This is a genomic window from Neobacillus sp. Soil_C_43 (assembly GCF_057656715.1).
Genome location: NZ_JBDGJV010000002.1, coordinates 1 through 12,498, shown reverse-complemented (window position 1 = coordinate 12,498; position 12,498 = coordinate 1). Strand labels below are relative to the sequence as shown.

Annotated in this window: 15 protein-coding genes and 2 pseudogenes; 4 read left to right on the top strand and 13 right to left on the bottom strand. The window is 38.5% G+C overall.

Going from position 1 to position 12,498, the window contains the following annotated elements:
* Positions 1-575 precede the first annotated feature (575 nt).
* Both AC3A54_RS04680 and AC3A54_RS04675 read right to left on the bottom strand, forming a co-directional pair.
* Complete coding sequence (locus AC3A54_RS04680) at positions 576-974, bottom strand: DUF5412 family protein (protein WP_487653503.1); 399 nt, start codon at positions 972-974, stop codon at positions 576-578.
* 297 nt (positions 975-1,271) lie between these two features.
* Entirely contained in the window at positions 1,272-2,756 is a 1,485-nt protein-coding gene (locus AC3A54_RS04675) for a helix-turn-helix domain-containing protein (RefSeq protein ID WP_487653502.1), read from the bottom strand.
* Positions 2,757-2,930: 174 nt separating this feature from the next.
* Here AC3A54_RS04675 and AC3A54_RS04670 point away from each other — a divergent pair, with 174 nt between their 5' ends.
* A complete protein-coding gene (locus tag AC3A54_RS04670; RefSeq protein WP_487653781.1) occupies positions 2,931-3,962 on the top strand; it encodes a putative glycoside hydrolase in 1,032 nt (343 codons plus the stop codon).
* A 43-nt stretch (positions 3,963-4,005) separates the two neighbouring features.
* Here the strand turns inward: AC3A54_RS04670 and AC3A54_RS04665 are convergent, their stop codons facing one another.
* Positions 4,006-4,401, bottom strand: a complete 396-nt coding sequence (locus tag AC3A54_RS04665; RefSeq protein ID WP_487653501.1) for a hypothetical protein — start codon at positions 4,399-4,401, stop codon at positions 4,006-4,008.
* Between the two features lie 162 nt (positions 4,402-4,563).
* Between AC3A54_RS04665 and AC3A54_RS04660 the strand changes: the two genes are divergently transcribed.
* The gene (locus AC3A54_RS04660; RefSeq protein ID WP_487653500.1) at positions 4,564-4,938 is read left to right on the top strand and encodes a nucleotide excision repair endonuclease; all 375 of its coding nucleotides are present in this window, start codon (positions 4,564-4,566) and stop codon (positions 4,936-4,938) included.
* 186 nt (positions 4,939-5,124) lie between these two features.
* Here AC3A54_RS04660 and AC3A54_RS04655 read toward each other — a convergent pair.
* A pseudogene (locus tag AC3A54_RS04655) lies at positions 5,125-5,262 on the bottom strand (S26 family signal peptidase); the annotation flags it as partial.
* Positions 5,240-5,647, bottom strand: a complete 408-nt coding sequence (locus AC3A54_RS04650; protein ID WP_487653499.1) for a hypothetical protein — start codon at positions 5,645-5,647, stop codon at positions 5,240-5,242. The gene AC3A54_RS04650 and the pseudogene AC3A54_RS04655, both read right to left, overlap by 23 nt.
* Before the next feature lie 29 nt (positions 5,648-5,676).
* On the opposite strand from AC3A54_RS04650, the gene AC3A54_RS04645 reads away from it, so the two are divergent.
* Positions 5,677-6,066, top strand: coding sequence for a hypothetical protein (locus tag AC3A54_RS04645; protein WP_487653498.1), 390 nt, complete (start codon positions 5,677-5,679; stop codon positions 6,064-6,066).
* Between the two features lie 121 nt (positions 6,067-6,187).
* On the opposite strand, the gene AC3A54_RS04640 is transcribed toward AC3A54_RS04645, so the two are convergent.
* The 7 genes and pseudogenes from AC3A54_RS04640 to AC3A54_RS04610 all read right to left on the bottom strand — a co-directional run.
* A complete protein-coding gene (locus AC3A54_RS04640) occupies positions 6,188-6,937 on the bottom strand; it encodes an ABC transporter permease (protein WP_487653497.1) in 750 nt (249 codons plus the stop codon).
* Positions 6,938-7,699, bottom strand: a complete 762-nt coding sequence (locus AC3A54_RS04635) for an ABC transporter ATP-binding protein (protein WP_487653496.1) — start codon at positions 7,697-7,699, stop codon at positions 6,938-6,940. It lies immediately after the preceding gene.
* Positions 7,700-7,931: 232 nt separating this feature from the next.
* On the bottom strand, positions 7,932-8,270 hold the full coding sequence (locus AC3A54_RS04630; RefSeq protein WP_487653495.1) for a DUF1048 domain-containing protein: 339 nt from the start codon (positions 8,268-8,270) through the stop codon (positions 7,932-7,934).
* Between the two features lie 19 nt (positions 8,271-8,289).
* The gene (locus AC3A54_RS04625; protein WP_487653494.1) at positions 8,290-8,613 is read right to left on the bottom strand and encodes a PadR family transcriptional regulator; all 324 of its coding nucleotides are present in this window, start codon (positions 8,611-8,613) and stop codon (positions 8,290-8,292) included.
* 633 nt (positions 8,614-9,246) lie between these two features.
* On the bottom strand, positions 9,247-9,456 hold the full coding sequence (locus AC3A54_RS04620) for a hypothetical protein (RefSeq protein ID WP_487653493.1): 210 nt from the start codon (positions 9,454-9,456) through the stop codon (positions 9,247-9,249).
* Positions 9,457-9,506: 50 nt separating this feature from the next.
* On the bottom strand, positions 9,507-9,866 hold the full coding sequence (locus AC3A54_RS04615; protein WP_487653492.1) for a GyrI-like domain-containing protein: 360 nt from the start codon (positions 9,864-9,866) through the stop codon (positions 9,507-9,509).
* 2 nt (positions 9,867-9,868) lie between these two features.
* Positions 9,869-10,531, bottom strand: a pseudogene (locus AC3A54_RS04610) (phosphotransferase); the annotation flags it as partial.
* A 262-nt stretch (positions 10,532-10,793) separates the two neighbouring features.
* Here AC3A54_RS04610 and AC3A54_RS04605 point away from each other — a divergent pair.
* Complete coding sequence (locus AC3A54_RS04605; protein WP_487653491.1) at positions 10,794-11,492, top strand: VIT1/CCC1 transporter family protein; 699 nt, start codon at positions 10,794-10,796, stop codon at positions 11,490-11,492.
* Positions 11,493-11,772: 280 nt separating this feature from the next.
* Here AC3A54_RS04605 and AC3A54_RS04600 read toward each other — a convergent pair whose 3' ends face one another.
* On the bottom strand, positions 11,773-12,318 hold the full coding sequence (locus AC3A54_RS04600) for a type II toxin-antitoxin system HicB family antitoxin (RefSeq protein WP_487653490.1): 546 nt from the start codon (positions 12,316-12,318) through the stop codon (positions 11,773-11,775).
* Positions 12,319-12,498 lie beyond the last annotated feature (180 nt).

The window sequence follows — 12,498 nt, the reverse complement described above, 5'->3', positions numbered from 1 at the left end:
CTGTCCAAAGATGATTCAATTTCTGACTATGTTGATGGTTCCCTGCGCGAGTCTGTCCAATGATGATTCAACTTCTGACTATGTTGCTGGTTCCCTGCAAGAGTCTGTCCAAAGATGATTCAATTTCTGACTATGTTGATGGTTCCCTGCGCGAGTCTGTCCAATGATGATTCAACTTCTGACAATGTTGATGGTTTCAAGCACGAGTCTGTCCAATGATGATTCAACTTCTGACAGTGTTGATGGTTTCAAGCACAAGTCTGTCCAAAGATGAATCGACTTCTGACTATGTTGCTGGTTCCCTGCGCGAGTCTGTCCAAAGATGAATCGACTTCTGACTATGTTGCTAGTTCCAAGACTGAGTCTGTCCAAACTTAAACCAACTAAGACTAAAAACAAAAAAGACCCAGTATGAAAACTAACGGGTTCTCTTGAAGGGGAGTTTTATAATAAAAACACCAATTTTCCCGCCCGTTTCAGCAACAGGTATGACACTTAAAAAAGTATTAAAAACGCAAAAAGAGCATCGATTTTCGGTTCTCTTTTAGTATGAAAATGTTTTAAGTGTTACTCATTTATTTTCCTATATATTCAATCTTAGTCCAATCCACACTTTTATCCATTTCATATGACTTTGAGGACTTTTTATATTTCACTCGTAATTTATCGTTGGTAATCCATTTGATTTGAAATTGGTTATCTGAAACAAATGTGTTTCCAGATTTATTTGGAAGTTCCTCATCTGCATCAAAAAGTGATAACTGATATGATGTTCCAGTTGTAGCACCACAATCTCGCTGAAAAATATAAGCTACTTTATCTCCATTCGGTGACGGTAACTTTTGAATAATCTCGTTTCCACACATATCTCCGAATAGTTTATCAAGTATATAGCTACCCGCAAAATAAAGACTGATTAGAATTATTACGGTTAACAAAAGAGGTTTTAATCTCTTAAACCATTTATTTTTCATTGTTTCGTTCCTTCCCTATTAAAATTTGCTGGACTCCTTTTGTACTGAAAAATAACATCTATTTTAGTATACATTTTAGACAAAAAAATCGCATAATTTCCGATGTGAACATAAATCATTGTACGATACCGATTTTATGCTAAAATAAATGCAATTTTTGATTTTTATTCAGTAAAAAAGGCTTATATCAATAAAAATAGACCATTCCGCTTATGCGAAACAGTCTGTGATTTTTAATGCTATTTTGGGTAAACTCCCCCTGAAGAGAACCCGTTATATGAAAACCGAGTCTCCTATTTAACCCCTATTAATTTTTTGCATACGAAACTCCCGTGGTGACATGTCAAAGGCTTCACGGAACATTCTGCTAAAATAATTCGCATTTTGATACCCCACAAGGATAGCAATTTCCTTAACGGGCTTCCGTGTTTCTATTAATAGCCGCTTTGCTTCCTTCAACCTAATCCTTGTCAACAACTCTGTAAAGCTGGATCCCATTTTCGTAATCAGCAAATGACTGAAGTAGGAAGGATTTCTATCCACATAATGCGCAACATCCTCCAGCCTGAGGCTGCTGTTCGAAAAATTACTCTCCATAAAGGACATTCCACGTTCAATCGGATCTTGTTTGAGGCTTTGGGCAATTAATTCTGCTCCATGAAATATCTTTTGAATAAACAAGATCAAATTTTGTACGGTCCGATAAAGTACAGTATCATAAAGGATTGAATTGAAGATTGTCCGGTATTCCTTTTCATAAATGGGATCTTCATTTAGCTGGTACGTCTTCATAAACCGTCTGATTTGCGCTAGGATACTTGTTAGTCTAATTCTGACTAATCCGGGATCGGGATAGGGTTCTTTTAATTGTAGAAATTCATCATACAACCACTTCTTTATATTTTCTATATCGAGAGCATTGAGCATGTCAACCCAGTCCCTTTGCTCGGGCGGTGCTAAAAAGGGATCCACGTGTTCCCAGGCTAATGAATACTTGAACTCCACAACCTGCCGGTATCCTTTATAATAGGTAAAATTAAGCATTTTTCGGACTTCCAAATACTTTTCATTCAAGGTTTTAGTTGAGTATTGATCACTGTATACAACTATTCCAAGTGGATCTGAGAACTCCTCTTCCCATTTCCTCATAGCTTTTTGACATTGCTCCGTGCTATTTTGACACTTCTCTTTGAACAAGAGAATCACCATATCGGTCAGTACAAAACTCCCGTGTAAATCATTAAATGGATAATCGTTTAAAAAGGAATGTAGAGTGCTAACCATGCCTATACTTTCAGATTGAAAAGCAGCCATTTGGAAATTTTCTATGTCGGATGTTTGTGGAATAAATAAAGCCTCATATGAGAGATCTTTATAACTCTCTGTTCTAGTTTGAGATGGTGCGTTTCTCACCAGTTTTCGTGATGCCTTTTGACAGGCTGTTTTCACCTTGGTAGTTGAAAAAGGTTTAATCATTAAATCTAGAGCCTGCATTTCAATAGCCAGACGAGCCCTTTCGAATGTCGCCTCTGCGCTAGTTAGAAGTAGGATAGGATCATAGATATGCATGAGGTCACGGAAGGTAGACCATTCTTCTTTTCTGATCATATCCAGCTCCATTAATACAATATCAGGACATTCTCTTTCAAATGTTAAAATAAACTCCTGAAAGTCAGCTGCTAATGTAATGTCTATTACTGGGATGGATGAAGTTTTTAATAACCATTTTAGTCCTTCTCTTTCATTTAAGTCACGATCGGCAATCAGCCATTTTCCTTCCACACTACGTTCGTCCCTTCTAACTACATGTCCATTTCAGTGTACACTATTTAAAATGAATGGATAAGATTCATTTTTTTAGAAACGGAATGAATTCCTTGCAGCATGTAAACCATAATAAAAAAAATTAGGGGTGAGCATGTGAAAAAATTTTTTGCATTATTACTTGTTCTATTTATATTTTTTTATAATCAGACAGTTTTGGCTAGTGGTAAACAACAAAAAGAACCAATTAGGGGCATTTATGTAAAAGCATCCAATACGAAGGGTCCTCAGTTTAATAAGTTACTGAACCTCGTCGACCAAACCGATTTAAATGCGATGGTAATTGATATTAAGGATGACCACGGCAACTTGACTTTCATTCCCGAAAAAAATTCACCCTATTACAGAGCTAGTCAACCTTATATTAAAGACCCAAAAGCACTTATTATGAAGTTAAAAGAGCATAATATTTATCCAATCGCTAGAATTGTTGTTTTTAAAGATAATGTTTTAGCCTCGTCTCGCCCAGACTGGAGTTTTCAGACTTCTAATGGAATCTGGAAGAACTCACGTGGAGATTCGTTTACCAATCCATTTCGAACAGAAGTGTGGGATTATAATATTGGGATGGCCATTGAAGCAGTCAACCTTGGCTTTAAGGAAATCCAATTTGATTACGTAAGATTTCCCGAAAAGTTTGAAACGCTTGAGAAACCTCTTTCTTATATGGGAAAAAAAGAAGGGAGTAACCGGGTCGCTGCCGTAACAGGCTTTGTTGAATATGCAAAGGAGAAACTATATCCTTATAAGGTGAAAATGTCTGTTGATACCTTTGGAAATGCAACAGTTATTCCAGAAGCAAGTGGCATTGGGCAGAACTTCTCGAAAATAGCTGAACACGTAGATGTCATTTCAGCTATGATTTATCCTAGCCATTGGAATGGAAATTTCGGAATTGCTAAGCCTGATTTAGAGCCCTATCGGTTGGTTGAAGAGTATGCAAAGGTGGAAAACGCCCGATTGAAATTGCTTGCCTCCCCACCGACATCAAGGCCATGGCTCCAGGATTTCACCGCAACATGGCTTGGGAAAGGGAATTATAAAGTTTATGGTAAGCAGGAAATTGAAGATCAAATACGGGCTTTGCAAACACAAGGAATCCAGGAATTTTTAATTTGGAACGCTGCTAATAACTATACATCCAATGTTGACTATACCCCATAAAAGGCAAAAGAGGTTTGCCTGATGTCAAACCTCTTTATAGCGTTTATCTCTTGAGCGCGGGTCTAGAAAACATAACGCCAATCGCTAATCCTACGATTAAAGCCAAGAGATGGACAGTTCCAGTAGACAGTGAGATAAAATTAACTACAGCTTCATTTCCATTAGTCATAAAACTTAATGAAATGTGTAGGACTGCTGGCTTGTAAATCAGCAAAAACGGAATCACTACCAATAGAACTGCAAACCAATTTCGACCGATAAAATATTTGGCCAATAGGAAATAGATCATCCCCACAAGAAACGCCAATCCATATACAAAATAGTTAATATATTGGAGTGCACGTTCTGGTTGATCAAAAAAAGCAATTATATTTACATAGAGAAGCCACAAAATAGAAACAATTATGGCAATTACTTGAGTTTTAACAATCAATCGCATTCAACAATTCCACCTAATTACTAGATTTTTTTCTTTCATTATAACAAAAACTCTATAAAAGAAAATTAACGCCTTTTTGTTTGTGGTATACAGTTTATGCTATAATAAACTGTTAACAAAATGAAATAACTGTTTATAATAAGTTGGGAGCGAAATTTTTATATGATTAAAATTGATATACCAAATCCAGATATAGTGATTACGAAATCAAATCAAGTTGGAGAAAAAGTAGAAGCACCTCTAAGCAGTGAGTATGGATTTACAAATTACAATAAGATTCCAAGGGATAAAGGCGGGATTATCTTATTTTTTAATGCCAATGATGAACTTTTGTTTGTTGGTAAGGCAAGAAAATTAAGACCACGCGTAAAGCGTCACTTTGAGGATCAAGTATCTCCAATCAAACTTCACCGCCATGAGGTATATAAGATTGCTGTCTGTGTAATTGAAGATCCGATGGAAAGAGAAATTTATGAAACCTATATTATAAATACGCTTCACGCTAAATACAATACCGAAAAAATTTTCTATAAATAAGGTTGCAACAAAAAAAAGAGCGGGTAAAAACCTAATTGGTTTCCGTTTCCTATCGCAAAAACCGAAAATGTAATCGAAAATGTAGTAGAATCTGTACTGCCATTTTTATCTGTTTTTGCAATGAAATATAAAATGGCTCAGTTCACTATTCTGAGCCATTTTTAATATCAATTTTTTGTAGCTTTATTAGTTATTTACGATTTTAATTTCTTTTAGCGGATAAAAAACAACTTTTGTTGTCCCTATTACTTTTTTCATAGGTATCGCTCCAATAACACGGCTATCTTTGCTTTTCCTTCTGTTATCTCCCATTACAAACAAATGTATAACCGCCGCTGACTGTCCTTCTCACTCCACCGTCAGGGCCAGCCTTGTCTTCGAGTTCCCCAGAGGGCTCGATATTTTTTATAGTTAGTACAGCATCTTTATTAAACAATTCCGCTGTTTTCCCTTTAAGTGCTTCTTCCTCAGTTACCGTGTCGCAAGATCGTGGTCCTATTTCCGCCTTTTCTTCCTTATTCGAACCCTTTTTACACTGGCCATATTCATATATTTCCAACCGCTGCTCACCTACACGAACAACAGGAATATAACTCAAGTGTGCCAAGTCCCGCTCCTTCTCTTTCGCTTCTAACACCTGTTTATTAACTAAAAAAGCGAATAATACTGCGAAACCTAAAATTACCCCAAACAAAAGAAATCTTCTCATAAGCTCCCCTTAATGGGAAAGAGTTTATTGTGTCTGCTACGTCGAATCGCCTTCCCACTGGCTGGGAGCCAATCAAATTGTTTCGCATCCCTAAGAATATGAGTCTAAATGAGAATAAAGCGAAGTTATTGTATTCGATCCCAATCGATGAAAAAAAGCTATTTGCCGTTGATGTTGGTAATTTCAAGTGGAGTCATGACGGCAAATGGGTTAGCTTTCTAGGTACTCCAACTCCTTCTTGGGCAATGGACAGTAACCCTTTATGTGCCTTATCTTCAGATGGAAAAGTGTTCAAAGACATCGGCAGGATGTTAGGATTTGGTGACTGGTTTAAGTGGGCACCACAAGCCAACCAATTAGCCTATATTTCAGGAGAAGGACGTTTTTTTGTTGAAAATAAGATGACGAAAATTCCATAGAAAAAAGTCCCTTTATATCCGATGAATTTTTAAATGAATTAGTTAAAGAAATCAATCAACAGTATGGGTGGCCAATTAAAGAACAAATCACGGAACCATTAGACAATGATTTTAAAATAAATTAAGAAAAGTGGCGTTTAAATTGTTTACTGGCGAAGAAGTAAGCGATGACCATGATGCCGGCGCACCAGGCAAGCGCAATCCAGATATCATTGCCGACAGACTCTCCATATAAGAGGGCACGAATCGCATTCACGATGGAAGTCACGGGCTGGTTCTCAGCGAACGTACGGACAATTTTAGGCATGGTTTCGGTGGGCACAAAAGACGAGCTTATAAACGGTAGGAAAATCAACGGGTACGAGTAGGCTGTCGCCCCTTCCATAGACCTCGCTGTTAATCCAGGAATGACCGCCAGCCATGTCAGCGCCAGCGTAAAGAGCCCGAGTATCCCAGCTGCCGCGAGCCACTCCAAGATACCAGTGCTGGAACGGAAGCCCATCAAAAGTGCGACAAGGATAACCACTACAACTGTAAGTGCGTTGGATACAAGCGAGGTCAACACGTGCGCCCATAATACCGACGAGCGCTTGACGGGCATGGTAATGAAACGCGCCATCAGCCCGCTTTTTACATCGTTAAACAGCCGCAAGGAAGTGTAAGCGACGCCGGATGCAACAGCCATCAGCAAAATTCCAGGCAATAAATAATTGACGTAGTTGTCCGTGCCCGTCTCTATGGCGCCGCCAAATACATAGACAAACAGCAACATCATCATAATCGGAGTAATCGCAACCGTGATAATTGTATCCGGGCTGCGCATGATGTTTAGTAATAAACGCTCTAGTAATACCCCTGTTTTGCTTTTCATTTACATCTCCTCCTTATTGCTGATGATCGCGAGGAAAATTTCCTCCAATGTCGGCTGCTTCTCGATATACTCCACTTTCGTTGGCGGGAACTTCTCCTTGAGTTCGGTAAGGGTCCCGGTCGTGATGATTTTTCCGCCATGTAGGATAGCGATACGGTCCGCCAGTTGTTCGGCTTCCTCCAGGTACTGGGTCGTCAGCAAAATGGTCGTGCCTTGGCCCGCAAGCTCTTTAACGGTATTCCAGACTTCAATCCGTGCTTCGGGGTCTAGCCCTGTTGTCGGTTCGTCGAGAAAAATAACTGCTGGCTTCCCAATCAGACTCATCGCGATATCAAGACGGCGCTTCATCCCGCCGGAATACTGGTCTGCCCGGCGGTTGGCGGCATCGGTGAGGCTGAATCTGGCAAGCAGATTGTCGGCAACTTGAGCGGGATGGGCAACTCCCCGCAACTTGGCGATCATCATCAGGTTTTCCCTTCCTGTGAGCATGCCATCTAAAGCTGCAAACTGCCCTGTCAGGCTGATACTTTGGCGAACATGATCTGGTTGACGCTGGATGTCAAAGCCACAAATATTTACTTCGCCACCATCGGGCTTCATCAGCGTCGAGAGGATGTTGACCGTCGTCGTCTTACCCGCTCCATTGGAGCCCAGCAGTGCGAAAATTTCGCCACGCCGCACCTCAAAATCCACTCCCTTTAACACTTCCTTATCTTTAAAGGATTTTTTTAATCCTTTTACAGAAATCGCAGCATTGCTCATGCTTTTTCCTCCTTATATAGTGCAGCAAGACGTGAAATTCCCTACCCCCTACTACTTAGTCTGACTGATAATCTGTATTACTTACTACTGGATTAAAAATATAACTGAATAGTGTAGGTCACTCATTACATTTGTAACCAGCTATTCAGCAGGGATTAACTATTGAATTTTTCATTTTACCCAATCGTTTCATGATTCTCAGAATCATTTCTTCTAAAATTTAATTTCGCCGTTAACCACGACCAATTGTATCGTTTAATTTTTTACGATACTTATCTCTCCAAGTTTTCTCGTCCTTCACTAGTTCGTCGCAGAAAGCGGCCACGTCCTCACCCGTGAGATCAGTGACTTTCTTACCTTCCGCCGCACCTTGCTCGAAGAGATCGAGAATGCCGTTAAAGATACGGCTGCTGTCCTTCCAGTCGGAGGGGCCACCAGCGGTCCACATATATTTTTTGATGGCGTTGTAAGCATTGCTGTACTCACTTGGAAGTGCCTTCCCACGTGCCTCCATCACCCTCCATTCCCGCTTGTCATCCAGACTTCCAATCAGTTTTTCAAAAAAACTCATTTTACTTCTCTCCTTTTAATTATATTTTAGTTTTAAGTTCGTTAATTTTGCTTGAGATGAAATGCCATTTTCTCCAAAAAACTTCAAGCTGTTCTTGACCAGCTTCGTTGAGTGTGTAAAATTTTCTCGGCGGTCCCATAGTGGATGGCTTTTTCTCGATGTTCACCAGATTGTTTTTCTCAAGCCTCATGGTTATCGTATAAACTGTGCCTTCAACTACATCAGTGAAGCCAAGTTCTCGCAGCTGTTGCGTGATTTCATAACCGTACGTTTCTCCACGGCTAATGATTTCAAGCACACAACCCTCAAGCACCCCTTTCAGCATTTCTGTGATATTTTCCAATTTCTTACCTCCATTTAATTTTCAGTACTCTGTAACACAGGTATTGTGTGTTACAGGTATTCAGCAATACTTACTACTGGTATATAGTATTACTAAATAGCGACTCTTGTCAATAAAACCTTTCGTCAAAAAGGCCCATTTTTACGCCTAATAAGGCTTTTTTTTCATATTTGAAACTCACAATGTTAGCGGGACATCCGATTATTCTTATGAAAAACTGCCCCATAAGCTCAAATAGAAAATGAGCCGCTCGCCGCAACTCATTTTGATCTTGAAGTATTACAACTGATAATTTAATTACATTTCTTCACACTCTAGATTTTGCCTTTGTATATCGAAATTCATCCTTTTAAGGAACTCTTTTAATCCTATATTTGAAATATATTGTTACAATAATTGAGATTATTGCACCAATAATCAAAAATATAATTTTATGAAGTAGCAACCCGAATGCTAAGGATAGGAAAAGAATAATGTATCTTATTAACTTTTCGGCTTTTTGATTGTCCATGAATTTAGTCCTCGTTCTTTCTTGATGAATAATTTTGTAATCTATTTATACACTGCTAACATTCTCCCATCAAAATAATTCCCTAGTATGCTAACCTTCACCTTTAGTTTAGAAATCGGGACTTATTTCCCGTAATAACCCCCAGCCCGCACAATCATTCCCAACACTCCTACAAAAATAGTAGCAGCAATAATTGCAAGTAAAGGTGTTAGATACCAGAACTCCTCCACGCCAGAAAGCTGTTTTAAAAGTTCATTCCCTAAAAAATATGTAAAAAGCATGATTAAACCTGTACAACTAATAACCAAACCTACTTTAAAAAGATTATTCAAATTCCCCACCCCCACCTATCCATTTTTTTGAAGAAAGAAGATTTATACCTTTAACCCTTAATAGGCAAGTAAATCTGTACCTCTTCTTCCCCTTCTGCCATAGGGTGATAAGTCTCTATAATATAAGCATTAAGATCTCTTTCATAACCTTGTTGTTCTGCCCATTTCAATAGATTCACATGAAGTTCACCTAAATTAGATATATTCCCTCTCGTAGACGCGTAACTATTATTTGTTTCGATAAAATCCATTCCGGAGGGAACTTCCTTTAATTTCTCACTTACCATGAACCCCACATAATAATGGCCTACTCTATGATCATCATCTTTTTTAGGCTCAAATACTGCAATTTCTGTTTCGGTTGGAATTAAGATTTCATTAGAGCGACTTAAAAGTTGCTTCGCAAGCAAAATAACCCTTCTAATCGCAGCAATACCATTTCCATATAAGCTTCTTCTATACCCTCACCGTAAGATTCAAAAAACAATCGAATTCTTTGTTTTATACGGTTAGCATGCTGTAATGAATTATAATAAACCTTCTCACCTGTTTCAGTAAGATAAAATCTACTTAAGGGGACGCAAGTATAAAGAGTATAAGCTATGTCCCAAAGTCGTGGACCAGGCCCAGCAACATCAAAATCAATAATACCTTTTGGTCTACCATGATTAAAAATAATGTTATAAATGGCAAAATCATTATGGCATAGTACCTCAAATGGTTGGGGGGTGTTGTCTATCGATTCCCAGCGATCATCAATTGGAAAATCACTCACAGAAACATGATAAAGACGGAGCATTTTCGCTATTTCTATTAAGACATCATCCGACTACATATATTCTTTTAAAGGATAATTACCAGCCTCTCTTTCAATAAACGATAATATCTCTCTTCCTTTTTCATCAATACCTAAAAATTTTGGTGCATAACTGAAACCCTTGTCCTTCAAATGCTTGAATAGCTTATGAATTTTGGTACTGTCTGGCTTTAATTCTCGTCGCACAGTATCTCCTGAACGAAAAACGTTAGAAACATTCCCTCCTGTTAACATTTCATCGTTTTCATGGTTTGACATCTAAATATCCCCTCTTAATATGACTTTCTAATAAAACTTTCTATAAAACGTAAAACAAATCCTGTTTATTCAATTTACCCGTTACTCTAAAGTACATTTCTTCACATTATTCAACAGTCCAATTTAATCAACAAAAACGATAAATTGAAACATATCACAATCCAACTAAATTTACCCAAATCTGAATTATTTATATGTTTTTATTAGCATAATAAGAATTGGGATAATCCTGTTTTACATTAGTTAAATTGGAGGTAAAAAAATGGATCAACATCTACATCACGTAGAAGAACATTTTTCTGGATCTGACTTGATTAGAGATGTTGTCATTGGTATGTCAGACGGATTAACCGTACCGTTTGCATTAGCTGCTGGTTTGTCCGGTGCTGTTGATACAACAACATTAATTCTCACAGCAGGAGGCGCTGAAATTGCAGCAGGGTCAATTGCAATGGGACTTGGCGGATATTTGGCAGGAAAAACAGATGCGGAACATTACGAATCTGAACTTGCCCGTGAACGGCGCGAAGTAATTGAACTACCAGAGCGTGAAGAAGAGGAAGTATCTGAAATTTTCAGGGAATATGGGCTTGAAGAAGACCAAATCAAGTCGATTACTGAAACTATGAAAAAGAACCCTGAAAAATGGGTGGATTTTATGATGAAATTTGAATTAGGACTAGAAAAGCCGGAGCCAACAAGAGCAAGAAACAGTGCGATTACTATTGCTATTTCTTATATTGTCGGAGGGTTAATCCCTTTGTTTCCATATTTTATCTTTCTTAAACCTGCAACAGCATTAATGGTTTCTGTTATTGTCACCCTTATCGCATTACTAATTTTCGGATATGTAAAAGGAAGATTTACAGGAACTTCTCCGGTGAAGAGTGCTTTTCAAACAATGATTACTGGAGGAATTGCTGCAGGAGTTGCATTCGGTCTTGCAAGAATTCTCACTTGACGGCCGAATTTTCGTAAGTGGTAAACGATAAATACATGCATCCCCTGCCTAATGGTGGGGGGCAATTTGTGTAGAGTGCAATGGATATTTGTCAGGAAGATGAATTAACCAAGAAAATTACCCTATCTTACACTAAAATGCAGATTGTGAAAGATTCCACTTAAACTAAACTGCACCGTTAGTGAGGAATTTCTGTAAAAATAAGCGTTAATTCATAAAATAAGCGTTAATCCTTCTAGGATCAACGCACCCCGTTCGTTTAACTACGAGTCAATCTTCTTTAACCCCCTCGACGCTTCAGAATAACACCCTCAACAAATTGTTTGAATTTCTCCTCGGCTTCAGAATGTAGTCTTACGGAAAAAAGTAAAGTTTCCTCCGGGTGGCCCTCTTCCTCTGAGTCATCCGCAAAAAAAATGTCCCACATTCCTTTGTCATTTTTAAACCCAATAGCTTTTATGTATTCATCATTTTCTGCATCGTAATAGCCAATATGCCAATGGCGACCTTTTAAATGCTCCAGTATTTCTTCAGCATACTGGTCAAATGAAGTCTCCACATCAATTAATTCCATCCCTTGAGAAAGTTTATTGCTTTGGATAGGGATCGGTTCAGGAAGTTCTTCATTGTCATATAAGATTCCTGCCAAAGAGAAAGCTAAATCTTTTTCTGCATTTTTTAGTGCTCTACTTCTTGTTTTTCCTCGTGATAATGGATAATCCCACCCAGCTTCCGGAAAAAGAGTCGGGAAGTAAACACCAAACATTCCTCCTTCATCTTCCTGTTGTATGAATGCTGGATACACTACTTTTCCAAAACTTATCATAACCCCCACATCCTAATGAGAAAACCACGGGGACGGTTCTCATGGCTCCCATCTAATATCAACCTTGAGATAAAAAACCACCAGAACCGTCCCTATGGTCTCCACAAAATCAATTAGAAAGCCCAATTCCCTTTACGGAAGATTGGCTCACGTGTACCATCAGGTAATTCACCATCAATA